Below are 25,917 nucleotides of genomic sequence, written 5' to 3'. Positions count from 1 at the left end.
GCCCGCGTCGCATTTTCCCTGATGCAGAACGAAGACGAATATGACGCAGGAAAGAGGGCTAAAAAGCATTGCCCTCAACCATAGAATCTCCCACGGCCTCCGGCCAGAATCAAAAGCTGATCGCCTCAGGCCATCGATATCAGCCATCTGCATAATCCGATTCTTTGCCAGCTCCGGCCTCCGGTCAGAAGCAGGTCCGTGAACGCCACGCAAACAAAAAACCCGCCATCGCTGGCGGGTCTTTTGTGAATCGAACAACGCTTAGATCGCGCCGCGTGCCCGCAGCAGGTCCAGCACTTGCTTGACGCTGTCTTCGACGTTCAGCGTTTGGGTGTCGATCACCAGATCGGCGTCCAGCGGCACGTCGTACGGGAAGGACTCACCCGGGATGTTGTCCTTGTCCGCCGCGTATAGACCTTGCGGGTCGCGTTCGCGACACACCTGAGGCGACGCCTGAACGTAGACGGTGATCAGACGGTCATCGCCGATCAGCGCCTTGGCGTTCGAACGACCCGCTGCATCCGGCGCCACGAACGCTGCGAGGGTCAGCAAGCCCGCTTCGTTGAACTGACGTGCCACGTGGGCGGCACGACGCCAGTTCTCGGTGCGACCGGCGCGGTCCTGCGGCAGACCTTTATTCAGGTCGTGACGCAGGTTCTGGCCATCAAGGACGAACACCGCACGGCCCATGTCGAACAGCTTGCGCTCCACGGCATAGGCCAGCGTGCTCTTGCCAGCACCCGACAGTCCGCTGAACAGCACGGTGGCCGGTTTCTGGCCGAAACGCTGGGCGCGTTCTTCGACCGAGACGTGAGCCAGCGCGCCGTGATGACTGCCATGACCGGAAGTGCCCGGCTTGGCGATGATCATGCCTGCGGCGACGGTGCCGTTGGTCAAACGGTCGATGACAATGAACGCGCCGGTGGTGCGGTTGCTGTCGTAGCCGTCCAGCGCGATGGGCGCGTCGAGGCTGATCTTCACGCGGCCGATTTCGTTCAACTGCAGCGAGCTGGCAGGGCCTTCTTCCAGCGTGTTCACATCGACCCGGTGGGTGATGCTGGCAATCGAGCCCGGCACATAGGACGTGGCGCGCTTGATGTCGTATTTCTTGCCCGGCAGCATCGGCTCTTCGGCCATCCACACCAGCATGGCGTCGAAAGCATCCGCCACTTGCGGGACGTTGTCGGCGTGCACCAACAGGTCGCCACGGGAGATGTCGATTTCGTCTTCCATGGTCAGGGTCACGGCCTGACCCGGGCCTGCGTGCTCCAGTTCACCTTCGAAGGTGACGATGGATTTCACGCGGCTGGTCTTGCCCGACGGCAGCACGACAATGTCGTCACCCTTGCGCACGATGCCGCTGGCCAGCGTACCGGCGAAGCCACGGAAGTTCAGGTTCGGGCGGTTGACGTACTGCACCGGGAAGCGCAGATCGTCAAGGTTGCGGTCGCCCGCGATCTCGACCGTTTCGAGGATTTCCATCAGCGACTTGCCGGTGTACCACGGCGAGCGCTCGCTCTTGTTCACGACGTTGTCGCCCTTGAGCGCCGACATCGGAACGAATTCCATGGTCGTCGGCTTGAGCGCGATACGGTCGGCAAACTTCAGGTAATCGGCCTTGATCTGCTCGAAGATCGTTTCGTCGAAGCCATTGAGGTCCATCTTGTTGATGGCAACCACGATGTGCTTGATACCCAATAGCGATGCAATGTAGCTGTGACGGCGGGTCTGGGTCTGCACGCCATAACGGGCGTCGACCAGGATGATCGCCAGGTCACATGTCGACGCACCGGTGGCCATGTTGCGGGTGTACTGCTCATGGCCGGGGGTGTCGGCAATGATGAATTTACGCTTCGACGTCGAGAAGTAGCGATACGCAACGTCGATGGTGATGCCCTGCTCACGCTCGGCTTGCAGACCGTCCACCAGCAGCGCCAGGTCGACGTCATCACCGGTGGTGCCGGACTTCTTGGAATCACGGGTGATGGCTTCCAGGTGATCTTCGTAGATCATCTTGGAGTCGTGCAGCAGACGGCCGATCAGCGTGCTCTTGCCGTCGTCGACGTTGCCACAGGTCAGGAAGCGCAGCATCTCTTTACGTTCGTGCTGGCCCAGGTAGGCGAGGATGTCCTCGCTGATCAAATCAGATTGGTGCGACATAAGGAGACCCTGAAAATTAGAAGTAGCCCTGGCGTTTCTTGTCTTCCATGGAACCGGCGCCATCGTGGTCAATGACGCGGCCCTGGCGTTCGGACGTACGAGTCAGGAGCATTTCCTGAATGATGTCCGTCAGGGTCTCGGCTTCCGACTCGACAGCGCCCGTCAACGGGTAGCAGCCCAGGGTGCGGAAACGCACTTTCTTTTTGACGATGCGCGCTTTTTCCTCGTCGGTAAGGTGCTCGAGGATGCGGTCGTCGTCGATCATGATCAGGGTGCCGTTCTTCTCGATGACTTCACGCTCGGCGGCGAAGTACAGCGGGACGATCGGAATGCCTTCCAGATAGATGTACTGCCAGATGTCCAGCTCGGTCCAGTTGGAGAGCGGGAACACGCGGATCGATTCGCCTTTGTTGACGTTGCCGTTGTAGACGTTCCACAGCTCCGGGCGCTGGTTCTTCGGGTCCCAGCGGTGCTTGCTGTCGCGGAAGGAATACACGCGCTCCTTGGCGCGGGATTTTTCTTCGTCACGGCGGGCGCCACCGAAGGCGGCATCGAAGCCATGCTTGTCCAGCGCCTGTTTCAGGCCCTGGGTTTTCATGATGTCGGTGTGCTTGGAGCTGCCGTGGGTGAACGGGTTGATGTCCTGCGCCACGCCTTCCGGGTTGATATGGGTGATGAGCTCAAGACCCATCTCCTCGACCATCTTGTCGCGGAAGCGGTACATTTCCTGGAATTTCCAACGCGTGTCGACGTGCATCACCGGGAACGGCAGCTTGCCCGGAAAGAACGCCTTGCGCGCCAGGTGCAGCATCACGGCGGAGTCCTTGCCGATCGAGTACAGCATCACCGGGTTATCGAACTCGGCGGCGACCTCGCGGATGATGTGGATGCTTTCCGCCTCCAGCTGTTTCAGATGCGTCAGTTTGTCGACCATGGTTACTCACGGGATAACGTACTTGTGTGGAGAGCCTACGGGCTCTGTCGAGCGAGGCACTTTATCATGAGGCCCGATTCTAATCAGCGACCCCTATAGATCGAAACGGTCTAACCATATAGCTCGGGATTCGGTTGATTCATCAAATCGGATTTGGGCAGTCAATGAACAAATGCTCCAACGCGAAACGCCGCGCCAGGTAATCACCCAAGGCCTGCACGCCATAACGCTCGGTGGCGTGGTGTCCCGCGGCGATGAAGCTGATGTCGTTTTCCCGCGCGCTGTGGAAAGTCTGCTCTGAGGCCTCGCCGCTCAAGTACAGATCGACACCCGCCAGAACGGCCTGATCGATATAGCCCTGCCCGCCTCCCGTGCACCAGCCGACGCGGCGGATCATTTCGCTGCCTTCTATAAGGAGGGGTTCACGGCCCAGCGCACTTTGCACGCGGTGGGCAAAATCCCGTGGGGTCATCGGCTCGGACAGCGAACCGACCAACCCGACGATGCGGGGATTGTCCGGGTCCAGCGGCCCCTCAACCGTAATGTCCAGCTGCCGCGCCAATTGCACGTTATTGCCCACCTCGGCATGCAAATCCAGCGGCAGGTGATAGGCCAGCAGGCTGATGTCGTGCTTGAGCAGGGTCTTGAGGCGCCGTTGCTTCATGCCGGTGATGCACGGGTTTTCGCCTTTCCAGAAATAACCGTGATGCACCAGTACCAGGTCGGCATTCGCCTCGACCGCAGCATCAAGCAGTGCCTGGCTGGCCGTCACGCCGGAGACGATTCGGGTGACCTGTGGGCGCCCCTCGACCTGCAGACCGTTGGGGCAATAATCCTGAACCCGGGCGCTGCCCAGGTAGCGGTCGGCTTCCTCGACCAGAGTGCTCAGAGAAACAGCCATAAAAGTCTCCTAAATTTGCAGTTCAGACCGTCCCGGTCCTCGTATAATGCCCGCCATTATGGCGCAGGTAAGCTGCGTATCTACCCTCAGGACCTTGCTCAATGTTCAAAGCGCTGCGTTTTCTCGGCTGGCCATTGCTCGCTGGTGTGCTTATCGCTTTATTGATTATCCAGCGCTACCCCCAGTGGGTCGGCCTGCCCAGTCAAGACGTCAACCTGCAACAGGCGCCACAGACCGCGTTCATTCAACAGGGCCCGGTGTCCTACGCCGACGCCGTGAGCAGCGCGGCACCGGCCGTGGCCAACCTGTACACGACCAAGATGGTCAACAACAAACCGAATCATCCGCTGTTCGAAGACCCTCAGTTCCGCCGTTTCTTCGGCGATAACCTGCCCAAGCAGCGCCGAATGGAGTCGAGTCTGGGTTCTGCGGTGATCATGAGCCCTGAGGGCTATCTGCTGACCAACAACCACGTGACTTCTGGCGCTGACCAGATTGTCGTGGCGCTGAAGGACGGCCGGGAAACCATTGCCCGCGTGATAGGCAGCGACCCGGAAACTGACCTCGCGGTGCTGAAGATCGACCTGAAAAACCTGCCGTCCATTACCCTCGGCAGTTCCGACAGCATTCGTATCGGTGACGTCGCGCTGGCCATTGGCAACCCGTTCGGCGTCGGCCAGACCGTGACCATGGGCATCATCAGCGCCACGGGCCGTAATCAGTTGGGGCTTAACACCTACGAAGATTTCATTCAGACCGACGCGGCCATCAACCCCGGCAACTCCGGCGGCGCGCTGGTGGACGCCAACGGCAACCTGACCGGGATCAACACGGCGATCTTCTCCAAGTCGGGCGGTTCGCAGGGCATCGGCTTCGCGATTCCGACCAAGCTGGCGCTTGAGGTCATGAAGTCGATCATCGAGCACGGTCAGGTCATCCGAGGCTGGCTGGGCATCGAAGTGCAGCCGCTGACTCAGGAACTGGCGGAGTCCTTCGGTTTGAAAGACCGTCCGGGCATCGTCGTCGCCGGGATTTTCCGCGACGGGCCTGCGCAGAAAGCCGGTCTGCAATTGGGCGACGTGATCTTGAGCATCAACGGCGAACCTGCGGGCGATGGTCGCAAGTCGATGAATCAGGTGGCGCGGACCAAGCCTTCCGAGAAGATCGCGATTCAGGTGATGCGTAACGGCAAGGAATTGAAGCTGATGGCTGAGGTGGGGTTGCGTCCGCCACAGACACCGCCGCCTGCGGCTGACGAGTGATCCCGGAGCATCGCCCGCCTGGTTGAATGGGCGGGCGGTGAACAAACCTGTGGGAGCAAATGCATTCGCTCCCACAGTGTTTCTAGCGCCAGGCCTCCAATTGCGGGAGGCCGAATCAGTGCTTTTTTACAAATCGCCCAACGCATCAATCAGCGCCTGATTCTGCTCAGGCGTGCCGATTGAAATACGCAGGAACTGCGCGATACGTTCCTGCTTAAAGTGACGAACGATCACGCCCTGCTCACGCACCTTGGCCGCAAGGCCCGCCGCGTCGTGTTTCGGGTGACGAGCGAAGATGAAATTCGCCGCCGAAGGCAGTACGTCAAACCCTTTGACTTCCAGTTGCCCAATCAGCTTCTCGCGACTGGCAATGACCAGATTGCAGGTCTTCTCGAAGTATTCCCGATCATCGAACGCAGCCGCCGCGCCAACGATAGCCATGCGATCCAGCGGGTAGGAGTTGAAGCTGTTCTTCACCCGCTCCAGCGCTTCGATCAAGTCCGGATGCCCCACTGCCAGACCGACCCGCAGACCCGCCAGCGAGCGGGATTTGGACAACGTCTGGGTTACCAGCAGGTTCGGATAACGGTCCACCAGAGTGATGGCCGTTTCGCCGCCGAAGTCGATATACGCCTCATCGACGATCACCACCGAATCCGGGCTGGCTTTCAGGATGCTTTCGACAGCGTCCAGAGGCATCAGGCAGCCCGTCGGGGCGTTGGGGTTCGGGAAGATAATCCCGCCATTCGGACGGGCGTAGTCTTCGACGCGAATCTGGAACTGCTCGTCCAGTGGCACGGCCTCGTACTCGACACCATACAGGCCACAGTACACCGGGTAGAAGCTGTAGCTGATGTCCGGGAACAGCAGCGGCTTCTCCTGCAGAAAGAACGCGTGATACGCGTGGGCCAGCACCTCATCGGAGCCATTGCCGAGGAAGACGCGGTTCGTTTCGACGCCGTAATAACGGGCAACCGATTGCTTCAGCAGGTCGCCGTTCGGATCGGGATACAGACGCAGGTCGTCGTTGACTTCGGCACGCATCGCTTCAATCGCTTTGGGCGACGGGCCGTAGGGGTTTTCGTTGGTGTTCAGCTTCACCAGCTTGGTCAGCTTGGGTTGTTCGCCCGGCACGTAAGGCACGAGGTCGCGAACGAAAGGACTCCAGAACTTGCTCATGCTCACTTGCCTTCTTGTTGGTTGTCGACGATCCGGTATTCGGCGCTGCGGGCGTGGGCGGTCAGCGACTCACCCCGCGCCAGCACCGAAGCGGTCTTGCCCAATTCCGATGCGCCCTGCTCCGAGCAGAAGATGATCGAGGAGCGTTTCTGGAAGTCGTAGACGCCCAGTGGCGACGAGAAGCGCGCAGTGCCGGAGGTCGGCAAGACGTGGTTTGGCCCGGCGCAGTAATCACCCAACGCTTCGGAGGTGTGGCGGCCCATGAAGATAGCGCCTGCGTGACGGATCTGCGGCAGCCAGGCTTCAGGGTCTGCCACCGACAGCTCCAAGTGTTCCGGCGCGATGCGGTTGGCGACTTCGATGGCCTGAGCCATGTCAGCCACTTTGATCAGTGCGCCCCGGCCGTTGATCGAGGTGTTGATGATCTCAGCGCGCTCCATGGTCGGCATCAGTTTTGCGATGCTGGCAGCGACCTGGTCGAGAAATGCCGCGTCCGGGCTGACCAGAATTGCCTGGGCGTCCTCGTCGTGTTCGGCTTGGGAGAACAGATCCATGGCGATCCAGTCCGGATCGGTCTGACCGTCGCACACCACGAGGATTTCCGAAGGGCCGGCAATCATGTCGATGCCGACCTGGCCGAATACATGGCGCTTGGCCGTGGCGACATAGATGTTGCCCGGACCGACGACCTTGTCCACCTGCGGCACGCTTTCGGTACCGTAGGCCAGTGCCGCGACCGCCTGAGCGCCGCCAATGGTGAACACGCGGTCCACACCGGCGATGCAAGCTGCCGCCAATACCAGTTCGTTGATCTCTCCACGCGGGGTGGGCACGACCATCACCACTTCACCGACGCCCGCCACTTTGGCCGGGATCGCGTTCATCAACACCGAGGACGGGTAAGACGCCTTGCCGCCTGGCACGTAAAGACCGGCACGGTCCAGTGGCGTCACTTTCTGGCCCAGCACGGTGCCGTCGGCCTCGGTGTAGCTCCAGGAGTCCTGCTTCTGACGCTCATGGTAATTGCGCACGCGGTCAGCAGCTTTCTCCAACGCCTGGCGTTGAGCGGGGGTAATGCGGGTCAGCGCCAGTTCCAGTCGCTCGCGAGGCAGGATCAGGTCAGCCATGGACGCCACTTCCAGCCCGTCGAAACGCTGGGTGTATTCCACCAATGCCGCATCGCCGCGCTCGCGCACGTTCTTGATGATGTCCAGCACACGCTGATTGACCGAATCGTCAGACACGCTTTCCCAGCTCAGCAGATGATCCAGATGTCGAGCGAAATCCGGGTCAGCAGCGTCGAGTCGGCGAATGGTGTTGGAAGTGGTCATAGCGTGAGCCTCTATAAATGGCGTTTTCTCAGGAGCCTGATGCGAAGGCAAGAGCCTAAGCTACCAAGCCATCCGCGCAGGCACCTGAGAAATTTGGCTATGACACGGATAGCTGGGCGAGACGTTGTGTAACGTCACGCGGGACAGTCAACCGCGGTGTCGCGACTGCACGGCCTTGCGCAGTGTGTCGATCAGCGACTGGATGCGGGCGTGTTGCATCTTCATCGATGCCTTGTTGACCACCAGACGTGAACTGATATGGGCAATCAGTTCCTGAGGCTCAAGGCCGTTGGCACGCAGCGTGTTGCCGGTGTCGACGACATCGATGATCTTGTCGGCCAGGCCTACCAGCGGCGCCAGCTCCATCGAGCCGTACAGCTTGATGATGTCGACCTGACGGCCCTGCTCGGCGTAGTAACGCTTGGCGACGTTGACGAACTTGGTGGCCACACGCAGACGGCCTTTGGGCTCGCCCGCGCCGACAGCACCTGCCGTCATCAGCTTGCACTGGGCGATTTGCAGGTCCAGCGGCTCATAAAGCCCCTGGCCGCCGTACTCCATCAGAACGTCCTTGCCCGCCACACCCAGGTCTGCCGCACCATGCTCAACGTAGGTCGGCACGTCCGTCGCGCGTACGATCAACAGGCGCACATCGTCCTGCGTCGTAGGAATGATCAGCTTGCGGCTCTTGTCCGGATTCTCGGTCGGCACGATGCCCGCAGCAGCGAGAAGCGGCAGGGTGTCGTCAAGGATTCGGCCCTTGGACAGTGCGATGGTCAACATGGGAAACGTCAGTCCTTATCAGCATGCGCATGTCGGGTCGCAATGGGCGCCCGGCAACCTTCGAGTCGCGACAGCTGGACTCGAAGTGAAACGATTCAAAAGGTCAAACTTTCAAACGGCGGCCCCGTTGCCCGGTGAGTCCGGGCAACGGAACCCCGAGGACTGCTAGCCCGGTACGCGACGGATTTTCGCGCCCAGCATTTGCAGCTTCTCTTCGATGCACTCGTAACCACGGTCTATGTGGTAGATGCGGTCGATCAGAGTATCGCCCTCGGCCACCAGCGCCGACAGCACCAGGCTGGCCGAAGCACGCAGGTCGGTCGCCATCACAGGCGCGCCTTTGAGTTTCTCGCAGCCGGTGACGATGGCGGTATTGCCTTCGACCTGGATCTGCGCGCCCATGCGGTGCATTTCATACACGTGCATGAAGCGGTTTTCGAAGATGGTCTCGATGATCGCGCCCGTGCCTTCGGCAATGGCGTTCAGCGAAATGAACTGCGCTTGCATGTCGGTCGGGAATGCCGGATACGGCGCGGTGCGCAGGTTCACGGCCTTCGGACGCTTGCCATGCATGTTCAGCTCGATCCAGTCGGCACCGGTGGTGATTTCGGCACCGGACTCACGCAGCTTTTCAAGAACAGCTTCGAGAATGGTCGGGTCGGTGTCCTTGACCTTGACGCGGCCACCGGTCACGGCAGCGGCGACCAGGTAAGTGCCGGTTTCGATACGGTCAGGCATGACGCGATAGGTCGCCTTGCCCAGACGCTCGACGCCATCGATGGTGATGGTATCGGTGCCAGCACCGGAGACCTTGCCGCCCATGGCGTTGATGAAGTTTGCCAGGTCGACGACTTCAGGCTCGCGGGCGGCGTTTTGCAGCACGCTGCGGCCACGGGCCAGGGCAGCGGCCATCATGATGTTCTCGGTACCGGTCACGCTGACGGTATCGAAGAAGAAGTGGGCACCACGCAAGCCGCCTTCAGGCGCCTTGGCCTTGATGTAGCCGCCTTCGACTTCAATGACCGCGCCCATGGCTTCGAGGCCACGGATGTGCAGGTCAACCGGACGCGAACCGATGGCGCAACCGCCTGGCAGCGCCACTTCGGCCTCGCCAAAACGGGCAACCATCGGGCCCAGCACCAGAATCGACGCACGCATGGTTTTCACCAGTTCGTAGGGCGCGATCAGGGTCTTGATGGTGCGAGGGTCGATCTCGACGCTGAGTTTCTCGTCGATGATCGGCTCGATGCCCATGCGACCGAACAACTCGATCATGGTGGTGATGTCGTGCAGGTGCGGCAGGTTCTGAACGGTGACTGGCCCATCGGCCAGCAGCGTTGCGGCAAGAATCGGCAGGGCGGAGTTCTTCGCCCCGGAAATGCGGATTTCGCCATCAAGACGAACGCCGCCAGTAATAATCAGTTTGTCCATTAGGATCTCGACGCCAGTTTGGCTCAGGTGCGCTCGGCCCATGCAGCGCGGCTGAAGAATTTCATGGTGACCGCGTGGATGCTGCCATCGGCGATCCACGGGTTCAAATGCGTGTAGATCTGCTGCTGGCGCTTGACTGGACTCAGTGTAGCCAGTTCATCGCTGATCACGTTCAACTGGAAGTTGCAGCCTTCGCCTTCAACTTCGACCTGGATCTCTGGCAGCTTACCTTCAAGGAAGCTTTTAACTTCTACGGCCTGCATGCTTAACCTCAATCGGCGCTCTACGCGCGCGGGTCGGCCATCATACAAAAAAGCCCTCTCGTTGCGAACCCTGCTGTGCAGGTGCCGGACGAGGGGCTTGATCGACGACAGCCATCAGTGTTGTTCGAACAGTTCGGTCAGACCCGATACCTGTGCAATCTCTCTCATATCTTCAGGCAAAGCGCGCACGCTCACCGTTTTGCCGGCCGCCTGCCCATCGCGCATGAACGCCAGCAGCAGGGCCAGGCCCACGCTGCTGGATTTTTCCACCGCCGAGCAATCCAGCACCAGTGTCGGCGCATCGCTGGCCTTGATCAGCTCGGCACCTTGCTCGCGCAGGGCCGGGCCGGTGCGGTAGTCCAGCACACCGAACAGCTTCAGCTCGCCGCCACCGACGGCGGTGACACATGCATCACTCATTTGACGACCTTGTCAGGCGAGTTTTCGGTCTCCTGCTTGGCCTTGGCGACTTCACCAGCCCATCCATTGATGGTTTTGTCCAGATTGTTGCCGTTGCGCTGCATGGCGTCAGCGAACTGATCCCGGAACAGCTTGCCAATGTTGATGCCGTTGATGATCACGTTACGCAGCTTCCATTCGCCGCCGACCTTCTCCAGTGTGTACTGCACGGGATAAACCGCGCCGTTGGTGCCCTTGACGGTCATACCGACACTGGTCCGATCACCTGACTCATCTTTCGGCGGGTCAACCGCGATACCTTGGTTGTTGTATTCCAGCAGGGCATTGCCGTAGAACTGAAACAACCCTCTTTTGAAATTGTCCGCGAAGGTTTGCATCTGCGCCGGCGTAGCGTTGCGCGAATACTTGACGGTCATGATGCTCTTGGAAATACCTTCAGCATCGACCACCGGGCCCACGATGGTGTTCAGCGCGCTATAAAACGCGCTGGGGTCCTGCTTGTACTTTTCTTTATTGGCACTCAGGTCGGCCAGCATCTTGTTGGTCGTGTCCTGCACCAGATCGTGCGCGGAGCCCGCCGCATTGGCGATCAAGGGCAGCGCTGCAAGCAGTACCAACAGGCCACGTCGCAAGTTAGAGATCATGAACAGCTTCCTCATTTGGCGTCTTTATTGACCGTATTAAGCAGGAATTTACCGATCAGGTCTTCGAGTACCAGCGACGACTGGGTGTCATGAATCGTGCCGCCATCCTTCAACAACTGGTCATCACCACCCACGCTGATGCCGACGTATTTCTCGCCCAGCAAGCCAGCGGTCAGGATGGACGCAGTGGAGTCCGAAGGCAGGTTGTTCACCCGCTTATCCACATCCATGGTCACACGCGCCGCAAAAGTATCGTGGTCCAGATCGATTGCAGTGACCTTGCCGATGGTCACACCGGCCATGGTCACCTTCGCTCTGACAGTCAAACCGGCGATATTGTCGAAATTTGCATAAAGTTTATAACTGTCGTTGGTCGTGCTGGCGCTCAGACCGCTGACGCGCAGGGCGAGCAAGAGCAAAGCCAGAATCCCGGCCAGCAGGAACAGGCCGACACCGGTTTCGAGGGTGCGGTTTTGCATCAGAAGTCTCCAAACATCAAGGCGGTCAAAATAAAGTCCAGGCCCAGTACGGCCAATGAGGCGTAGACCACGGTCTTGGTCGTGGCGCGACTGATCCCCTCTGAAGTGGGCTCGCAGTCATAACCTTGGAACACGGCGATCCAGGTGACCACAAAGGCGAAGACGACGCTTTTGATGACACCGTTGATTACATCGTTCGGGAAGGAAACACTGTTCTGCATGTTCGCCCAGAAGGAGCCTTCATAGACGCCCAGCCAGTCAACGGCGACCCATGAGCCGCCCCAGATGCCGACCACGCTGAAGATGATGGCCAACACCGGCAACGAAATGAAACCGGCCCACAAGCGAGGCGCGGCAATGTATTTCAGCGGATCGACGCCGATCATTTCCAGGCTGGACAACTGCTCGGTGGACTTCATGTTGCCGATTTCAGCGGTCAACGCTGAACCGGCACGCCCGGCAAACAGCAACGCTGTGACGACCGGGCCCAGCTCACGCAGCAACGTCAAGGCAACCATCTGCCCCACGGCCTGTTCGGAACCGTACTTGGCGAGAATGCTGAACCCCTGCAGAGCGAGCACCATGCCGATGAAAATGCCGGACACGACGATGATCGCCAGCGACATGACACCGACCGAATACAACTGGCGAACCAACAATTGAAAACCGCCGCCAATTCCGCCTCGCCCCAACAAGGCATGAACCAGAAAAATCCCCGAACGCCCCAACACTGCAACAATATCGATCGCGGAGCGCCCCATCAGGCGAACACGATCCATCAATGACTTTCTGCGCATCAGCGCTTCCCCAAAAGATCTTCGCGATAATCCGGTGCCGGATAGTGGAAAGGCACGGGGCCGTCTGGATCCCCTGTCATGAATTGTCGAATGCGCGGGTTATCCGACTGCATCAGTTCCTGCGGCGTACCCTGCCCCAGCACCTGCCCGTCACCGACGACATAGAGATAGTCAGCGATACTCGCCGTCTCGGCCAGGTCGTGAGAGACCACGACACTGGTGATGCCCAATGCATCGTTGAGCAGGCGGATCAGGCGCACCAGGACGCCCATGGCAATCGGGTCCTGCCCGACGAAGGGCTCGTCGTACATGAGAATCTGAGGATCGAGCGCAATTGCCCGGGCCAGCGCGACCCGACGCTTCATGCCGCCAGACAGCTCATCGGGCATCAACTCGACGGCGCCTCGCAGCCCGACCGCCTGCAGTTTCAGCAGCACGATGTCGCGGATCATGTCTTCTGGCAGCTTGGTGTGCACTCGGAGCGGGAACGCAACGTTCTCGAAGACATCGAGATCGGTAAACAGCGCGCCACTCTGGAACAGCACGCCCATTTGCTTGCGTGCATCGAAGAGATCGCTGCGTGACAGCTTAGGCAGGTTCTGGCCATTGACCCAGACTTCGCCGCTGCTCGGACGCAGTTGTGCGCCCATCAGGCGCAGCAAAGTGGTCTTGCCACTGCCCGACGGCCCCATGATGCCGGTGACTTTGCCCCGGGGGATGCGGATATCGACATTATTGAAGATGCTGCGCGAGCCGCGCTTGAAGGACACTCCCTTCAATTCGACCGCGTAGGCGTTATCGGCGCTCATCTAAACTCCTTGCGATACAGCCTGTCTCTCAGATGCCGCGTCCTTGACGAACGACACACTGTCTGGAGGGGCCGAACAAGCGGCGAACTATAACACCGCTGTCGAACGCCGCCAAAGCTCCAACACGGCAAGTCGTTAATAGGGACAGATATTTCAGACCCCGAGGAATTTTCCTGCACCGCCAACACACCTTTGCTGAACAAGAACTGACGGACCGCAAGCTTCTATTAAACAAAGAGCGACGATGAAGCGTGAGGGTTTTCAACATTGTCGCTATAATCCCCGCCTTTTCACCCGACCGACCCTATTCTTGACATGACCAACGCCCGCGACCTGATTCAATCTGCCCAGTGCACCATCCGCCTCGAAATCGAGGCCGTCGAAGGTCTGCTGGCACATATCGATGCGGATTTCGTTAACGCTTGCGAGATGATTCTTGCGAGCCAGGGCCGCGTGGTCGTGGTCGGCATGGGCAAGTCCGGCCACATTGGCAAAAAGATCGCGGCCACACTGGCCAGCACTGGCACCCCGTCGTTCTTCGTCCATCCTGCCGAAGCCAGCCACGGCGACATGGGCATGATCACCAGCGCCGACATCATTCTCGCGCTGTCCAACTCGGGCACCACTGCAGAGATCGTGACGCTGTTGCCGCTGATCAAACGCCTGGGCATCAAGCTCATCAGCCTGACCGGCAACCCGGAGTCGACGCTGGCGAAGGCGGCGGACGTCAACCTCAATGCCCGAGTCGAAAAAGAAGCCTGCCCACTCAACCTGGCGCCCACCTCCTCGACCACTGCTGCATTGGTCATGGGCGACGCGCTGGCCGTGGCCCTGCTGGATGCGCGCGGTTTCACGGCTGAAGATTTCGCCTTCTCGCACCCCGGTGGCGCACTGGGTCGCCGCCTGCTGCTCAAGGTCGAGCACGTCATGCACACTGAGGCCGAACTGCCGAAAGTCGCCCGCGGCACGCCATTGCGTGATTCGCTGATGGAAATGACCCGCAAGGGCCTGGGCATGACCGCCATTGTCGAAGCCGATGGCCGACTGGCAGGGATCTTCACCGACGGTGATTTGCGCCGGACCCTGGACCGCGATATCGACATCCGCCAGGCGATCATCGATGACGTCATGACCGTTCACGGTAAAACCGTCCGTGCCGACATGCTGGCAGCCGAAGCGCTGAAAATCATGGAAGACAACAAGATCAGTGCGCTGATCGTTGTCGACGGGAACGACTACCCGGTGGGTGCGTTCAACCTTCAGGATCTGCTGCGTGCGGGAGTGATGTAAATGAGCGCCGACAACCTCAACAACATCGAATTGATGCAGCGCGGCAAAGGCATCAAGCTGGCCGTATTCGATGTCGATGGCGTGCTGACCGACGGCCGACTGTATTTTCTGGAAGACGGCAGCGAGTTCAAGACCTTCAATACCCTTGATGGCCAAGGCATCAAGATGCTGATCAACTCGGGGGTGATCACCGCTATCATCAGCGGCCGCAAGACGCCGGTGGTCGAACGCCGCGCCAAAAACCTGGGCATCGCGCATCTTTATCAAGGACGCGAAGACAAACTGGTGGTACTGGACGAGCTTTTGCAGCAACTGAACCTAAGCTACGAACAGGTCGCCTATCTGGGTGATGACCTGCCCGACCTGCCGGTGATCCGCCGTGTCGGCCTGGGCATGGCCGTGGCCAACGCCGCCGGATTCGTCCGTCAGCATGCGCACGGCACGACCCAGGCACGGGGCGGCGAAGGCGCCGCCCGGGAATTCTGCGAGTTGATCCTGACAGCTCAGGGCAACCTCGAAGCGGCCCACGCCGCCTACTTATAGAAGTGCATTTATGCTGAGCAAAAGAATTCGTACGTTCCTGATCTTCGGTGTGCTGGCGGTACTGCTTGCAGCGGCCGGCTATTGGAACATCAGCCCGGAAAGCTTCATGGATCAACCCAAAGCGGCCGTGGATGACAACGCCATCGATTATTACGCGATGAACGCGCACAGCATCCAGTACCTGCCGGATGGGTCGATGCAATATGACATGACCGCCGACAAGGTCGAGCACCTCAAGGCCACCGACGTAACCCTGATGACGACCCCGGTTTTGCAGATGTTTCGCGGATCGGAGTTTCCCTGGCACGTGCAGAGCGTGCGCGCCGAAGTGTCGCCAGGAGGCGATCATGTCGAGCTGATCGACAAGGTTCGCATCAACCGCACGGACGAAAAGAACCGCACCACGATCATCACCAGCACCCGCATGACTGTCTTCCCTCAGAAGCAATATGCGGAAACCGCGCAACCCGTTAGAATCGACGGTTTCAACGGTGTGAGCACCGGTACGGGTATGAAAGCCTATCTAAAAGAAAGCAGGATACACCTGCTATCGAACGCAAGAGGACAGTATGAGGCTCCTTAAAACCCTCCCTATTTTGCTTGGCCTGGGCGCAGCACTGGGAAGCGTGAGCGCCTGGGCTCTGCCGAACGATCAGGATCAGCCCATCCGTGTTCAAGCCGATGACGCCCAACTGGACGACAAGCAAGGCATCGCCACCTACACCGGTAACGTGATCATCACCCAGGGTTCGATGAAGGTAACCGGCAACAAGGTGACCATGACTCGCACCCCTGCAGGTGATATCGATGTCGTGACCTCTGTCGGCAACCTTGCGTATTTCGAGCAACTGCAGACCGCCGGCGACCCGAAACCCGTGCAGGGCTGGGGCGTGACGATCCAGTACCATGCGCCGCAAAACCGCATCGTATTGATCGACAAGGCCAAGGTGGTCGACAAGGACAACAACGTGACTCAGGGCGAGAAGATCGTCTATGACACGGTGAGAAAACTTGCCAGCGCTGGCCGCGCCACCGGCAGTAAGGTGACCGAAGCGCGCCCTCGCGTCGACATGGTGATCCAGCCGAAAAAGAAAACCGACCAGCAGAAGGCCCCTTAATGGCAACGCTGAAAGCCCAACACTTGGCCAAGGCTTACAAGAGCCGCCAAGTCGTACGTGACGTCAGCCTGTCCATCGACAGCGGCCAGATCGTCGGTCTCCTGGGCCCTAACGGCGCAGGCAAGACAACGTGCTTCTACATGATCGTCGGCCTGGTTCAGGCCGATCAGGGCCGCGTGCTGATCGACGACCAGGACGTGAGCCACCAGCCGATGCATGGCCGTGCTCGCGCCGGTATCGGCTATCTGCCGCAGGAAGCGTCGATCTTCCGCAAGCTGTCGGTGTCGGACAACATCATGGCGATCCTTGAGACCCGTAAGGAGCTCGATCGCGCAGGACGCCGCAAAGAGCTGGAAAGCTTGCTGCAAGAATTCCATATCACACACATCCGCGACAACCTCGGGATGAGCCTGTCCGGTGGTGAACGCCGCCGAGTGGAAATCGCACGCGCACTGGCGACGTCGCCGAAATTCATTCTGCTGGACGAACCCTTCGCGGGCGTCGACCCCATCTCCGTGGGCGATATCAAGCAGATCATCTACCATCTCAAGGCGAAGGGTATCGGTGTTCTGATCACCGACCACAACGTCCGTGAGACACTCGACATCTGCGAAACGGCTTACATCGTCAACGATGGGCAACTGATTGCAGAAGGCGATTCCGAAACCATCCTGGCCAACCAGTTGGTCAAGGAAGTGTATCTCGGTCACGAGTTCCGCCTGTAAACAACGCAATGGCAAGGGGTTGGTCGGCGAACGCAGCATACGCCTCATCGCCAACCTCGCATAAATTGTCATTACACCCTAGGCAAACACTCCGGGTTCAGGCATATAATTTGCTTAAGTTGGCGCCTCGGCGCCCCAGTAGTGGATGGCGCGCATGTGCGCCGGCGAATAAGGTGTTAAGCCCCTGCCATGAAACCTTCGCTAGTCTTGAGAATGGGCCAGCAGCTGACGATGACCCCGCAGCTGCAACAGGCCATCCGCTTACTCCAACTGTCGACGCTGGATCTCCAACAGGAAATTCAGGAGGCACTGGAGTCCAATCCGATGCTGGAGCGCCAGGAAGAAGGCGACGACTTCGATAATGCCGACCCCATGGCCGACAATATCGAGCAAAAGCCCAACCCTGACGTACAGGAACCGACCTACCAGGAATCCGCGCCCACCGTCGACAATCTCGAAGACGGCGAATGGAGCGAAAGCGAGCGTATCCCCAACGAACTGCCCGTCGATACGGCCTGGGAAGACGTCTACCAGACGAGCGCCAGCAGCCTGCCCAGCAATGATGATGACGAGTGGGATTTCACCACACGCACGTCGGCGGGCGAGAGTTTGCAAAGCCATCTGCTTTGGCAACTGAACCTGGCACCGATGTCGGATACCGATCGTTTGATCGCCGTCACGCTGATCGACTGCATCAACAACCAGGGTTACCTCGACGAATCCCTGGAAGAGCTGCTGGACGCCTTCGACCCGGAACTCGACATCGAGCTGGACGAAATCGAAGCCGTGCTGCACCGCATTCAGCAATTCGAGCCGGCTGGCGTCGGCGCCCGCACGCTTGGCGAGTGCTTGTTGCTGCAACTGCGCCAGCTTCCAGCCAAGACCAAATGGCTGGCGGAAGCCCAGCGACTGGTCAGCGATTACATCGACCTGCTCGGCAGCCGTGACTACGCTCAACTGATGCGGCGCATGAAGATCAAGGAAGATGATCTGCGCCAGGTCATCGAACTGGTCCAGAGCCTCAACCCACGCCCTGGCTCGCAGATCGAATCCACCGAAGCCGAATACGTAGTGCCGGACGTCATCGTGCGCAAGCATAATGAGCGCTGGCTGGTCGAGCTCAATCAGGAAGCCGTGCCCCGCCTTCGGGTGAATCCGCAATACGCCGGTTTCGTGCGCCGCGCCGACACAAGCGCCGACAACACTTTCATGCGCAACCAGTTGCAAGAAGCCCGCTGGTTCATCAAAAGCCTGCAAAGCCGTAACGAAACCCTGATGAAAGTGGCGACCCAAATCGTCGAGCATCAGCGGGGTTTTCTGGAGTATGGCGATGAGGCGATGAAGCCGTTGGTGCTGCACGACATCGCTGAGGCGGTGGGCATGCACGAATCGACGATTTCCCGCGTCACCACACAGAAATTCATGCATACACCCCGTGGTATTTACGAACTGAAGTATTTCTTTTCCAGCCACGTCAGCACCTCCGAAGGCGGCGAATGCTCGTCCACTGCCATTCGCGCAATCATCAAAAAACTGGTTGCCGCGGAAAATCAGAAAAAGCCGTTGAGTGACAGCAAGATCGCTGGTTTACTGGAGGCACAAGGCATTCAAGTGGCCCGTCGCACAGTCGCCAAGTACCGCGAGTCCTTAGGAATCGCGCCGTCCAGCGAACGCAAGCGACTGATGTAGAGGTCACAAGCCACAGCGTTCCAGTGGCAGGCAACCAAGCCTGCCTCTTAATGCACTGGCAACGAAGGAGAAGCTGTATGCAAGTCAACATCAGTGGACACCAACTGGAAGTGACCAAGCCCCTGCGCGAATACATCGAGCTGAAGCTGAAAAAGCTCGAAGGGCATTTTGACAAGATTACGAACGTGCAGGTGACGATGGCCGTCGAGAAGCTCAAACAGAAGATCGAGGCCACCCTGCATATCCACGGTGGAGAGGTCGTTGCCAATGCCGAACATGATGACATGTACGCGGCGATCGACCTGCTCACTGACAAGCTCGACAGACAATTGCTCAAGCATAAGGAAAAGCAGCAAAGCATCCTCAAAGGTGCGGCAGCTCGCTGACACTCCCCATCCATGATCCGACTTGAAAATATCCTGACCCCTGGCCGTTCCCTCGTGAACGTGCCAGGCGGCAGTAAAAAAGCCGTTCTCGAAGAGATTGCCAAACTGATCGGGCAACAAGTGCCCGAATTCGACTGGCAAACCGTCTACGAAAGCCTTATCGCCCGTGAAAAACTCGGCTCCACCGGGTTTGGCAACGGCATCGCGATCCCCCATTGCCGCCTGAAAGGCTGCACGGCGCCTGTGAGCGCGGTGCTGCACCTGGAACGCCCGGTGGATTTCGACGCCATCGACGGCGCGCCTGTGGATCTGCTGTTCGTGCTGCTCGTCCCGGAAGCGGCCACCGACGCCCACCTCGAACTGCTGCGCCAGATCGCCAGCATGCTTGACCGCGCTGACGTGCGCGCCAGCCTGCGTGGTGCCAAGAGCAGCGAAGAGCTTTACAACGTCGTGCTCAACGTCCAGAACGGTCACTGATCATGCGCATGATCATCGTCAGCGGTCGCTCCGGCTCCGGCAAGAGCACGGCCCTCGATGTTCTCGAAGACAGCGGTTTCTACTGCGTCGATAACCTGCCGGCAGGCCTGCTCCCCGAGCTTGCCGAGCGCGCACTGATCAATACCGAACTCGCCGAGCCGTTGTTGGCGGTCTCTATCGACGCCCGGAACGTGCCCAGCCACCTGACCCGTTTTCCGCGAATGCTCGAAGAGGTCCGCGCTCGCCACATTCAGTGCGACGTGCTGTTCCTCGACGCTGAAGAGTCCACGCTGCTCAAGCGTTTCTCTGAAACGCGCCGCCGCCATCCGCTGAGCAATGCCACTCGCTCGCTGGCCGAGGCGATTCGAGATGAAAAAACCTTACTGGGGCCGATCATCGACCTGGCCGATCTGACCATCGATACGACCCACCTGAATCTTTATCAGTTGCGCGACACACTGAAACTGCGTCTGCTGAACAAACCCGAACCCGGCACCGCTTTCCTCATTGAATCCTTTGGCTTCAAGCGCGGCATGCCCGTGGACGCGGATCTGGTGTTCGACGTGCGCTGCCTCCCCAACCCCTACTGGAAACCCGAACTGCGCGAGCAATCGGGACTCGACCAGCCGGTGGCGGACTATCTGGCCGCGCAACCCGATGTCGAAGAGATGTTTCAGGACATCTCGTCATACCTGACCAAGTGGCTGCCGCGCTTCGCTGCCAGCAACCGCGCCTACGTTACCATTGCCATTGGCTGCACCGGCGGACACCACCGCTCCGTATACCTGACCGAACGTTTGGGTCAGGTCCTGCAACAATCGCTCAAGAATGTTCAGGTTCGCCACCGCGACCTAAGCTAAGGACCCCCAACGCGATGCCCGCTCACCAAATCACCATCATCAACAAGCTGGGCCTGCACGCCCGCGCTGCCGCCAAATTCGTCGGTGTTGCCGGCAAGTACCCTTGCCAGATCCGCGTGGGCCGCACCCCGGACAGCATGGTCGATGGTAAAAGCATCATGGCCGTCATGATGCTGGCCGCAGGCAAAGGCACCGAAATACACCTGCTGACAGAAGGCGACGACGAACACGCCGCACTGGAAGGTTTGATCGAACTGATCAACAACAAGTTTGATGAAGGGGAATGAGGGTTGGCCGACCTTCGCCGAATCCGTTACTCCTGAAACACAGCCCGACGGTAAGCCGGGCTTCTCAGGATCGAGCGCTACCCCTTTCGTTTCGCGCCTGAACACTGCTGGCAATCACTTCCGGACTTTTGGATTCTCGCCGGACTTGATCAATCCCCCCGAAGCATCTTTAATCCAACGCTTTGAAGCACCACGTCCCGACCCATTCACCTTCAAGCATGGACCGGCTTGGACAGACTGCTAACGCCTGCGTCAACGGGCATCAATAGCTGAATTGCTGACAGAGCTGATCGATGACATTCACCCCCACCTCGGTGCACAGAGCCTGGTCTCGCCCGGAAAAAATGCTGATGTCCGGCAGTGTGCTGGCGGTGGTGGCGATTTTGGCGATCGTGGCCTCGTTGTTGATTCGCGAGCACGGGAGCGCGACCGAGAGCGCCGTGCAGTCGGCCAATAACGTGGTGCAACTGATCGACGCGGACGTGCAGCGTAATGCCGAGCTGTACGACACGTCGCTGCAAGGCATGATTGCGACCTGGCAAGACCCTGAAGTCATTGCGCTAGCGCCTCAACTTCGTCAGTTGGTCATCTTCGATCGCTCGACTGCAGCGCCGTATAAAGGCGATCTGGTGATTCTGGACGAAACGGGTGACATCGTGGCGGACTCGCTGTCCGTCATCCCCCGAGAAGACAATTTTTCTGACCGCCCCGTTTTTCAGCAGCACCGCGAGAGCGCTTCGACGACCATGCGCGTGGGCGGCCCGTTCAAGGCACGCTGGGGCTTCAAGGACTGGTGCATCAGTTTCAGCCGTCGCCTCCCCTCGCCCGATGGCCGATTCATCGGCATCGCCAGTGCATCGATGCGGTTGACGTACTTCAACCAACTGTTTCGCGGGCTGGACATCGGCAAGGGCAGTACCGTCAATTTGATCAGCGCAGACGGCATATTGCTGGCCCGACAAGCCGAGCAACCCGACAAATACGCAATTGGCCGGGACTTCAGCCAGCTTCCCAACTTTCAGCGAATCCTCAAGACAAACAGCGGAAGCTTCACGGCCGTATCGGACCTGGACGGAACAACTCGGCTGTACACGTTCTCACGCGTGGGCGACTTGCCGCTGATCGTCATCGTGGCCCAATCGAAAGACGTGGTATACGCCGTCTGGAAACGCAACGCGGCGCTGGTGGCGGGCGCGACGAGCCTTTTGTGCCTGGGCATCCTGTGGCTGTCGTACCTGTTGGGTAAACAGTTAAAGCTGCGACACCTCGCAGAACGAGAGTTGGCAGAGCTGGCCTCCACGGACGGCCTGACAGGGCTGGCAAACCGGCGGCGACTGGATCAGGTATTTCGACAGGAGTGGTCCAGAAGTTCGCGCTCCGGCAAGCCGTTGTCACTGCTGATGATTGATGTCGACCACTTCAAGGCGTTCAACGACCGGCACGGCCATCACGGTGGCGACGTGGCGTTGCGCAACGTGGCTCAAACCCTGGCCAGTGCAATTCGCAGACCCGGTGATTTGGCGGCGCGCTATGGCGGCGAGGAGTTTTTGGTGGTTTTACCGGAAACAGATTTGCAGGGCGCCAGAATAATCGCCGAAAAAATCAGGGTTGCGATTGAATCGCTCCCGCCCTATGCCGGAGACAGGCATTCCGTCACCGTCAGCATTGGTATCGCCTCGCGCCAGCCCAATGCGGGCGACAAGCAGGCGCAACTGTTCAGTGATGCTGACGAAGCGCTCTACCGGGCGAAGCACAATGGTCGTAATCGCACTGAGTTCAGCCCTCCCCCCAAAACGGCATAAAAAAACGCCAGACATGTCTGGCGTTTTTCGAATCAGGGGACTGAGCCCTAAACGGGCTCAGTTACGCTGATCAGCTTGCTCTGCGAACGGTGTCACGCAGCGCTTTAACCTTGTCGTGGTTCGCCTGGACGCCTGGCAGCTGGCGCTGGATCAGAGTCACTACGTTAGCAGGCAGGTTTTTCTCGACCGCTTTTTGCGAAGCTTCCTTGTACGCTTTCAGGGCGTGGTCTTCACCGCGCTCTACTTCGTTCAATACAGCCTCATCGCTTTTGCCGGTCACGGCCGCTTTCAGCTCAACCCACAGACGATGCGCTGCACCTGCTGCGCTGGAGGATTTGTCTGGATCGCCGCCCAGTGCACGGACTTCGGCTTGAAGTTCACGTACAGACGTTGCGCACTCGGTGGAACGGGAAAGGAAATACGCCTTGATTTCTGGGTTCTTGACGTCTTCAGCAGCGGTGTGAAAACCTTTCTCGCCGTCAATGCTGGTCTCGATCAGATCATTGAGTACCGAGATCGCTTCTTTGTTGATATCCGTCATTTTGCAGTTCCTTTCTGGCAGGTTAATCGAAGAGTTGATATTTCTACACTCGATAACCTGAATATTGCAGAGCTCATGCCAGCTTTTTAAAACAGAATAAACCCTTATTTATCATGCAGTTATATTTATCAAGACACAGACCTTTCTCTCTTTTTGCATGATCTGTTCGTTTGCACGTATGCAAAATGCACGTACCTTAGTAGTTCACACGGAAAGACCAACGGCGGTGTTATGAATCCCGAGAAACTCAAACTTCTGGTCACCCGTGAAATGCCCTACGGCAAGTACAAGGGGCGATTGCTGGCGGACCTGCCGGGTGACTACCTTAACTGGTTCGCGCGCAAAGGTTTTCCCAGCGGTGAACTGGGCAGCCTGCTGGCACTGATGCATGAGATTGACCACAACGGGCTGTCCGCCCTGCTTGATCCATTGCGCACCAAACCCCGGGAGCCTCTGCGAGAAAGCCCTCTAAAAACACCGATCCGGTTTTCCTGACCCCTCGACGAGATGAACGACGCGATGACCCCTGCCCAATCCGTTGCACAGCACCGCGCCCAGGACGAAGCTTTTTGGCGCGATATCGCCCGCCAATACGATGTGGAGCCGGGGCCGATCAACTTCGAACATGGCTACTTCGGGCGCATGACCCGCGAAGTGCTGCGCACGTACGAACAGCATCTGGCGTACGTGAACCGCAGCAATTCGGTCTATGTCCGACAGCGCTTCGACACCGAGGACAGCGAGACCCTGCGCGCCGATCTGGCTCAGCTGCTGGACGTGCCGAGCCGCGAAATCGCCCTGACCCGCTGCGCTTCGGAGTCACTGCAAACCCTGATCCGCAACTACAACGGTCTGCAGCCGGGGGATCAGGTGCTGATCAGCGATCTGGACTACAACAGCGTGCAGACGGCCATACGCTGGCTGGCGAAGCATCGCGGGGTCGAAGTGATCGAGATTCGGCATGCTCACCCGGCCAGCTATGAATCCCTCGTCAATGCCTATCGCGACGCCTTCGCGAACTACCCACGACTCAAGCTGATGGCATTGACCCACGTGACGCACCGCACGGGACTGGTCATGCCTATTGAGCCCATTGCTGCGCTGGCCAAGGCGCAAAACATCGATGTGATTCTGGACGGTGCTCACGCCTTGGGACAACTGGACTTCAAGCTGGACGAACTCGGCGTGGCGTTTGCCGGGTTCAACCTGCAGAAGTGGATGGGAGCGCCGTTGAGCCTGGGTTTCATTTATGTGAAACAGGAACGATTGTCTGCCATCGACCCCGACATGGGCGACGAGCGATACGCCGTCGATGACATTTTGGGGCGGGTGCCGTATGGCACGCCGAACATTCCCGCGCTGCTGACGCTGACCAAGGTCTTCGAAGAACACCGAGCCATAGGCGGGTCTGCCGTCAAAGGTGCACGCCTGGCCTATCTGCGGGACTTGTGGGTTCGCGAGGTGCGGGATGTGCCGGGAATCGAAGTGCTGACACCGGATGATCCACGGCTGTACTGCGGGATCACGTCATTGCGCTTTACGCGCCATCAAGATCAGTCGCTCATGACGCAGCGCCTGCTCGACGAACATGGCGTTTTCGTGGTGGCAAGAACCGGTTCCGCCTGCGGCCCATGCATTCGGGTCACCCCCGGCTTTGTGACCTCCGCCGACGATGTAGCAAGGTTGATCGTTGCACTGCGGGCTTTGGCCTGAGCCCTAAACGCTTTCAGACAGGCAAAAAAAAGCGGCGACCGTGGATAAGGCGGCGCCGCAAACACTTTAATGGAACATCTGTAAATCAGGGAGTGGTAAAGATACGCGCTCAGACCGAGTCGGGTGCGATACATATGTAGTGCACATAAAGAAAAATCGGTGATCTCTCTCCTCGCGCCTCCTCAACTCAACGCTACGGATTCAGTCGCAGTACTTGCGGCCCGGCTTTCTACGTTTGCATCACGCAAAAAAAAACGGCGTTCCGGACCAAGGGAACACCGTTAAACAGCCATGCAACAACGACTTCTGTAGCAGCGCCTCAACGCTCGAATCCAATCATCTGAGACGATTAAATCAGCTCCCTCATGAACGGGAGCTGTCGAGGATCAAGCATGGGGCGCTTAACGCAGGTTTCAGTCGAACAACGCAATCGCTTCGGCGGTCGCCTCACTGATGCGGCCCCAGTCGCCGTTCTTGACCCACGCGTTATCGATCATCCAGGTGCCGCCAACGCACATCACGTTAGGCAGCGCCATGTAGTTCTTCAGGTTGGCAGCGCTGACGCCGCCAGTCGGGCAGAAACGCACTTCCGGGAATGGACCGCCCAGCGCCTTGATCGCGCCGACGCCGCCGCTGATCTCGGCCGGAAACAGCTTGAAGCGGCGGTAGCCCAAGGCATAACCGATCATGATTTCCGACGCGCTACTGATGCCAGGCAGCAACGGCAATTCGCTTTGCGCGCCTGCTTCCAGCAGATCCTGAGTGCTGCCTGGGGTCACGATGAACTGCGAGCCCGCCTCTTCCGCTGCCTTGAGCATGTGACGGTCGAGGATCGTGCCCGCGCCGACGCACAGCTCAGGTCGTGCGTCGCGCAGAATACGAATAGCCTTGAGGCCGAATTCCGAACGCAGGGTGATTTCCAGCGCGTTCAGGCCGCCTGCCGCCAGCGCATCGGCCAGCGGGAGCACGTCCTGTTCGCGTGCAATGGTGATGACCGGCAGAATCTTCGCTTTCGCGCAGAGTTCGTCGATCTGGGCAATCTTGCTCGCCATGCTATTCAACGGCTGTTTCACTTGGGTATTTTCCATGGCGG

General features: G+C 59.0%; 29 protein-coding genes. 14 read left to right on the top strand and 15 right to left on the bottom strand.

Features of this window, described 5'->3' with window-relative positions:
• Positions 1 to 261 precede the first annotated feature (261 nt).
• From cysN to ACIQAL_RS24575, 3 genes are all read right to left on the bottom strand, one after another.
• On the bottom strand, positions 262 to 2,160 hold the full coding sequence (cysN, locus tag ACIQAL_RS24585) for a sulfate adenylyltransferase subunit CysN (protein WP_401150129.1): 1,899 nt from the start codon (positions 2,158 to 2,160) through the stop codon (positions 262 to 264).
• A gap of 16 nt (positions 2,161 to 2,176) precedes the next feature.
• Entirely contained in the window at positions 2,177 to 3,094 is a 918-nt protein-coding gene (cysD, locus tag ACIQAL_RS24580; RefSeq protein ID WP_062384278.1) for a sulfate adenylyltransferase subunit CysD, read from the bottom strand.
• 142 nt (positions 3,095 to 3,236) lie between these two features.
• Positions 3,237 to 3,995 carry a Nif3-like dinuclear metal center hexameric protein gene (locus tag ACIQAL_RS24575; protein ID WP_401150127.1) on the bottom strand — a complete coding sequence of 253 codons (759 nt, stop codon included), beginning with the start codon at positions 3,993 to 3,995 and terminating at the stop codon, positions 3,237 to 3,239.
• 101 nt (positions 3,996 to 4,096) lie between these two features.
• Here ACIQAL_RS24575 and algW point away from each other — a divergent pair, with 101 nt between their 5' ends.
• Positions 4,097 to 5,257 carry a Do family serine endopeptidase AlgW gene (gene algW / locus ACIQAL_RS24570; protein ID WP_166596454.1) on the top strand — a complete coding sequence of 387 codons (1,161 nt, stop codon included), beginning with the start codon at positions 4,097 to 4,099 and terminating at the stop codon, positions 5,255 to 5,257.
• A 126-nt stretch (positions 5,258 to 5,383) separates the two neighbouring features.
• On the opposite strand, the gene hisC is transcribed toward algW, so the two are convergent.
• From hisC to ACIQAL_RS24520, 10 genes are all read right to left on the bottom strand, one after another.
• Entirely contained in the window at positions 5,384 to 6,436 is a 1,053-nt protein-coding gene (hisC, locus tag ACIQAL_RS24565) for a histidinol-phosphate transaminase (RefSeq protein WP_401150125.1), read from the bottom strand.
• A gap of 2 nt (positions 6,437 to 6,438) precedes the next feature.
• Positions 6,439 to 7,767, bottom strand: a complete 1,329-nt coding sequence (gene hisD, locus ACIQAL_RS24560) for a histidinol dehydrogenase (RefSeq protein WP_401150124.1) — start codon at positions 7,765 to 7,767, stop codon at positions 6,439 to 6,441.
• Between the two features lie 147 nt (positions 7,768 to 7,914).
• The gene (hisG, locus tag ACIQAL_RS24555) at positions 7,915 to 8,550 is read right to left on the bottom strand and encodes an ATP phosphoribosyltransferase (RefSeq protein ID WP_401150123.1); all 636 of its coding nucleotides are present in this window, start codon (positions 8,548 to 8,550) and stop codon (positions 7,915 to 7,917) included.
• Between the two features lie 165 nt (positions 8,551 to 8,715).
• Entirely contained in the window at positions 8,716 to 9,981 is a 1,266-nt protein-coding gene (murA, locus tag ACIQAL_RS24550) for a UDP-N-acetylglucosamine 1-carboxyvinyltransferase (RefSeq protein WP_166596450.1), read from the bottom strand.
• Between the two features lie 23 nt (positions 9,982 to 10,004).
• Positions 10,005 to 10,244, bottom strand: coding sequence for a BolA family protein (locus tag ACIQAL_RS24545; RefSeq protein WP_062384295.1), 240 nt, complete (start codon positions 10,242 to 10,244; stop codon positions 10,005 to 10,007).
• A 114-nt stretch (positions 10,245 to 10,358) separates the two neighbouring features.
• Positions 10,359 to 10,664 carry a lipid asymmetry maintenance protein MlaB gene (locus tag ACIQAL_RS24540; RefSeq protein WP_166596449.1) on the bottom strand — a complete coding sequence of 102 codons (306 nt, stop codon included), beginning with the start codon at positions 10,662 to 10,664 and terminating at the stop codon, positions 10,359 to 10,361.
• Complete coding sequence (locus tag ACIQAL_RS24535; protein ID WP_401150121.1) at positions 10,661 to 11,308, bottom strand: phospholipid-binding protein MlaC; 648 nt, start codon at positions 11,306 to 11,308, stop codon at positions 10,661 to 10,663. The genes ACIQAL_RS24540 and ACIQAL_RS24535 overlap by 4 nt, the downstream gene beginning before the upstream one ends.
• An 11-nt stretch (positions 11,309 to 11,319) precedes the next feature.
• Complete coding sequence (gene mlaD, locus ACIQAL_RS24530) at positions 11,320 to 11,787, bottom strand: outer membrane lipid asymmetry maintenance protein MlaD (protein ID WP_166596447.1); 468 nt, start codon at positions 11,785 to 11,787, stop codon at positions 11,320 to 11,322.
• On the bottom strand, positions 11,787 to 12,584 hold the full coding sequence (mlaE, locus tag ACIQAL_RS24525) for a lipid asymmetry maintenance ABC transporter permease subunit MlaE (protein WP_166596446.1): 798 nt from the start codon (positions 12,582 to 12,584) through the stop codon (positions 11,787 to 11,789). The genes mlaD and mlaE overlap by 1 nt, the downstream gene beginning before the upstream one ends.
• Positions 12,584 to 13,393, bottom strand: a complete 810-nt coding sequence (locus ACIQAL_RS24520; protein WP_166596445.1) for an ATP-binding cassette domain-containing protein — start codon at positions 13,391 to 13,393, stop codon at positions 12,584 to 12,586. Before ACIQAL_RS24520 ends, mlaE begins: the two co-directional genes overlap by 1 nt.
• A gap of 315 nt (positions 13,394 to 13,708) precedes the next feature.
• Between ACIQAL_RS24520 and ACIQAL_RS24515 the strand changes: the two genes are divergently transcribed.
• The 11 genes from ACIQAL_RS24515 (at position 13,709) to ACIQAL_RS24465 (ending at position 22,570) form a co-directional block, all read left to right on the top strand.
• Positions 13,709 to 14,683, top strand: coding sequence for a KpsF/GutQ family sugar-phosphate isomerase (locus tag ACIQAL_RS24515; protein WP_401150119.1), 975 nt, complete (start codon positions 13,709 to 13,711; stop codon positions 14,681 to 14,683).
• Between the two features lie 33 nt (positions 14,684 to 14,716).
• The gene (locus tag ACIQAL_RS24510; RefSeq protein WP_166596592.1) at positions 14,717 to 15,226 is read left to right on the top strand and encodes an HAD family hydrolase; all 510 of its coding nucleotides are present in this window, start codon (positions 14,717 to 14,719) and stop codon (positions 15,224 to 15,226) included.
• 10 nt (positions 15,227 to 15,236) lie between these two features.
• Entirely contained in the window at positions 15,237 to 15,809 is a 573-nt protein-coding gene (lptC, locus tag ACIQAL_RS24505) for an LPS export ABC transporter periplasmic protein LptC (RefSeq protein WP_401150118.1), read from the top strand.
• Positions 15,796 to 16,344, top strand: coding sequence for a lipopolysaccharide transport periplasmic protein LptA (lptA, locus tag ACIQAL_RS24500; protein WP_166596442.1), 549 nt, complete (start codon positions 15,796 to 15,798; stop codon positions 16,342 to 16,344). Before lptC ends, lptA begins: the two co-directional genes overlap by 14 nt.
• Positions 16,344 to 17,069 carry an LPS export ABC transporter ATP-binding protein gene (gene lptB / locus ACIQAL_RS24495; RefSeq protein ID WP_166596441.1) on the top strand — a complete coding sequence of 242 codons (726 nt, stop codon included), beginning with the start codon at positions 16,344 to 16,346 and terminating at the stop codon, positions 17,067 to 17,069. The genes lptA and lptB overlap by 1 nt, the downstream gene beginning before the upstream one ends.
• 189 nt (positions 17,070 to 17,258) lie before the next feature.
• Positions 17,259 to 18,758, top strand: a complete 1,500-nt coding sequence (locus ACIQAL_RS24490; protein ID WP_401150116.1) for an RNA polymerase factor sigma-54 — start codon at positions 17,259 to 17,261, stop codon at positions 18,756 to 18,758.
• A 77-nt stretch (positions 18,759 to 18,835) separates the two neighbouring features.
• A complete protein-coding gene (gene hpf / locus ACIQAL_RS24485) occupies positions 18,836 to 19,144 on the top strand; it encodes a ribosome hibernation-promoting factor, HPF/YfiA family (protein WP_062384329.1) in 309 nt (102 codons plus the stop codon).
• Positions 19,145 to 19,156: 12 nt separating this feature from the next.
• Positions 19,157 to 19,621, top strand: a complete 465-nt coding sequence (gene ptsN, locus ACIQAL_RS24480; RefSeq protein WP_341962273.1) for a PTS IIA-like nitrogen regulatory protein PtsN — start codon at positions 19,157 to 19,159, stop codon at positions 19,619 to 19,621.
• A 2-nt stretch (positions 19,622 to 19,623) separates the two neighbouring features.
• The gene (gene rapZ / locus ACIQAL_RS24475; RefSeq protein ID WP_166596438.1) at positions 19,624 to 20,481 is read left to right on the top strand and encodes an RNase adapter RapZ; all 858 of its coding nucleotides are present in this window, start codon (positions 19,624 to 19,626) and stop codon (positions 20,479 to 20,481) included.
• A gap of 14 nt (positions 20,482 to 20,495) precedes the next feature.
• Positions 20,496 to 20,768: an HPr family phosphocarrier protein gene (locus ACIQAL_RS24470; RefSeq protein WP_166596437.1), complete on the top strand. Its 273-nt coding sequence runs from the start codon at positions 20,496 to 20,498 to the stop codon at positions 20,766 to 20,768.
• 293 nt (positions 20,769 to 21,061) lie between these two features.
• Positions 21,062 to 22,570: a diguanylate cyclase gene (locus ACIQAL_RS24465; protein WP_401150114.1), complete on the top strand. Its 1,509-nt coding sequence runs from the start codon at positions 21,062 to 21,064 to the stop codon at positions 22,568 to 22,570.
• Positions 22,571 to 22,640: 70 nt separating this feature from the next.
• Here the strand turns inward: ACIQAL_RS24465 and ACIQAL_RS24460 are convergent, their stop codons facing one another.
• Positions 22,641 to 23,111 (bottom strand): PA2169 family four-helix-bundle protein, encoded by a 471-nt coding sequence (locus ACIQAL_RS24460; protein WP_166596436.1) that lies wholly within the window; start codon positions 23,109 to 23,111, stop codon positions 22,641 to 22,643.
• Positions 23,112 to 23,342: 231 nt separating this feature from the next.
• Here ACIQAL_RS24460 and ACIQAL_RS24455 point away from each other — a divergent pair, with 231 nt between their 5' ends.
• Entirely contained in the window at positions 23,343 to 23,606 is a 264-nt protein-coding gene (locus ACIQAL_RS24455) for a DUF3820 family protein (RefSeq protein WP_166596435.1), read from the top strand.
• Between the two features lie 24 nt (positions 23,607 to 23,630).
• Entirely contained in the window at positions 23,631 to 24,824 is a 1,194-nt protein-coding gene (locus ACIQAL_RS24450) for an aminotransferase class V-fold PLP-dependent enzyme (protein ID WP_401150112.1), read from the top strand.
• Between the two features lie 413 nt (positions 24,825 to 25,237).
• Here ACIQAL_RS24450 and ACIQAL_RS24445 read toward each other — a convergent pair whose 3' ends face one another.
• The gene (locus tag ACIQAL_RS24445; RefSeq protein WP_401150111.1) at positions 25,238 to 25,912 is read right to left on the bottom strand and encodes a bifunctional 4-hydroxy-2-oxoglutarate aldolase/2-dehydro-3-deoxy-phosphogluconate aldolase; all 675 of its coding nucleotides are present in this window, start codon (positions 25,910 to 25,912) and stop codon (positions 25,238 to 25,240) included.
• Positions 25,913 to 25,917 lie beyond the last annotated feature (5 nt).

It is taken from the genome of Pseudomonas sp. NPDC088368 (assembly GCF_044753445.1).
In the GTDB taxonomy this organism is placed as follows: Bacteria; Pseudomonadota; Gammaproteobacteria; order Pseudomonadales; family Pseudomonadaceae; genus Aquipseudomonas; species Aquipseudomonas bambusae.
Note: the sequence above shows the minus strand (reverse complement) of the source record. Positions and strands in the feature narration are given on the sequence as shown.

Excerpts from the sequence above, each read along its gene's own strand:
- ACIQAL_RS24460 (WP_166596436.1), bottom strand. The coding sequence starts at position 23,111 with ATGACGGATATCAACAAAGAAGCGATCTCGGTACTCAATGATCTGATC.
- ACIQAL_RS24515 (WP_401150119.1), top strand. The coding sequence starts at position 13,709 with ATGACCAACGCCCGCGACCTGATTCAATCTGCCCAGTGCACCATCCGC.
- ACIQAL_RS24465 (WP_401150114.1), top strand. The coding sequence starts at position 21,062 with ATGACATTCACCCCCACCTCGGTGCACAGAGCCTGGTCTCGCCCGGAA.
- ACIQAL_RS24490 (WP_401150116.1), top strand. The coding sequence starts at position 17,259 with ATGAAACCTTCGCTAGTCTTGAGAATGGGCCAGCAGCTGACGATGACC.
- ACIQAL_RS24575 (WP_401150127.1), bottom strand. The coding sequence starts at position 3,995 with ATGGCTGTTTCTCTGAGCACTCTGGTCGAGGAAGCCGACCGCTACCTG.
- mlaE (WP_166596446.1), bottom strand. The coding sequence starts at position 12,584 with ATGCGCAGAAAGTCATTGATGGATCGTGTTCGCCTGATGGGGCGCTCC.
- murA (WP_166596450.1), bottom strand. The coding sequence starts at position 9,981 with ATGGACAAACTGATTATTACTGGCGGCGTTCGTCTTGATGGCGAAATC.
- mlaD (WP_166596447.1), bottom strand. The coding sequence starts at position 11,787 with ATGCAAAACCGCACCCTCGAAACCGGTGTCGGCCTGTTCCTGCTGGCC.
- ACIQAL_RS24535 (WP_401150121.1), bottom strand. The coding sequence starts at position 11,308 with ATGATCTCTAACTTGCGACGTGGCCTGTTGGTACTGCTTGCAGCGCTG.
- ptsN (WP_341962273.1), top strand. The coding sequence starts at position 19,157 with ATGATCCGACTTGAAAATATCCTGACCCCTGGCCGTTCCCTCGTGAAC.
- ACIQAL_RS24450 (WP_401150112.1), top strand. The coding sequence starts at position 23,631 with ATGACCCCTGCCCAATCCGTTGCACAGCACCGCGCCCAGGACGAAGCT.
- ACIQAL_RS24545 (WP_062384295.1), bottom strand. The coding sequence starts at position 10,244 with ATGCAGGCCGTAGAAGTTAAAAGCTTCCTTGAAGGTAAGCTGCCAGAG.
- ACIQAL_RS24540 (WP_166596449.1), bottom strand. The coding sequence starts at position 10,664 with ATGAGTGATGCATGTGTCACCGCCGTCGGTGGCGGCGAGCTGAAGCTG.
- ACIQAL_RS24445 (WP_401150111.1), bottom strand. The coding sequence starts at position 25,912 with ATGGAAAATACCCAAGTGAAACAGCCGTTGAATAGCATGGCGAGCAAG.
- hisC (WP_401150125.1), bottom strand. The coding sequence starts at position 6,436 with ATGAGCAAGTTCTGGAGTCCTTTCGTTCGCGACCTCGTGCCTTACGTG.
- ACIQAL_RS24455 (WP_166596435.1), top strand. The coding sequence starts at position 23,343 with ATGAATCCCGAGAAACTCAAACTTCTGGTCACCCGTGAAATGCCCTAC.
- lptC (WP_401150118.1), top strand. The coding sequence starts at position 15,237 with ATGCTGAGCAAAAGAATTCGTACGTTCCTGATCTTCGGTGTGCTGGCG.
- algW (WP_166596454.1), top strand. The coding sequence starts at position 4,097 with ATGTTCAAAGCGCTGCGTTTTCTCGGCTGGCCATTGCTCGCTGGTGTG.
- rapZ (WP_166596438.1), top strand. The coding sequence starts at position 19,624 with ATGCGCATGATCATCGTCAGCGGTCGCTCCGGCTCCGGCAAGAGCACG.
- hisG (WP_401150123.1), bottom strand. The coding sequence starts at position 8,550 with ATGTTGACCATCGCACTGTCCAAGGGCCGAATCCTTGACGACACCCTG.
- hisD (WP_401150124.1), bottom strand. The coding sequence starts at position 7,767 with ATGACCACTTCCAACACCATTCGCCGACTCGACGCTGCTGACCCGGAT.
- lptB (WP_166596441.1), top strand. The coding sequence starts at position 16,344 with ATGGCAACGCTGAAAGCCCAACACTTGGCCAAGGCTTACAAGAGCCGC.
- lptA (WP_166596442.1), top strand. The coding sequence starts at position 15,796 with ATGAGGCTCCTTAAAACCCTCCCTATTTTGCTTGGCCTGGGCGCAGCA.
- cysN (WP_401150129.1), bottom strand. The coding sequence starts at position 2,160 with ATGTCGCACCAATCTGATTTGATCAGCGAGGACATCCTCGCCTACCTG.
- ACIQAL_RS24470 (WP_166596437.1), top strand. The coding sequence starts at position 20,496 with ATGCCCGCTCACCAAATCACCATCATCAACAAGCTGGGCCTGCACGCC.
- ACIQAL_RS24510 (WP_166596592.1), top strand. The coding sequence starts at position 14,717 with ATGCAGCGCGGCAAAGGCATCAAGCTGGCCGTATTCGATGTCGATGGC.
- hpf (WP_062384329.1), top strand. The coding sequence starts at position 18,836 with ATGCAAGTCAACATCAGTGGACACCAACTGGAAGTGACCAAGCCCCTG.
- ACIQAL_RS24520 (WP_166596445.1), bottom strand. The coding sequence starts at position 13,393 with ATGAGCGCCGATAACGCCTACGCGGTCGAATTGAAGGGAGTGTCCTTC.
- cysD (WP_062384278.1), bottom strand. The coding sequence starts at position 3,094 with ATGGTCGACAAACTGACGCATCTGAAACAGCTGGAGGCGGAAAGCATC.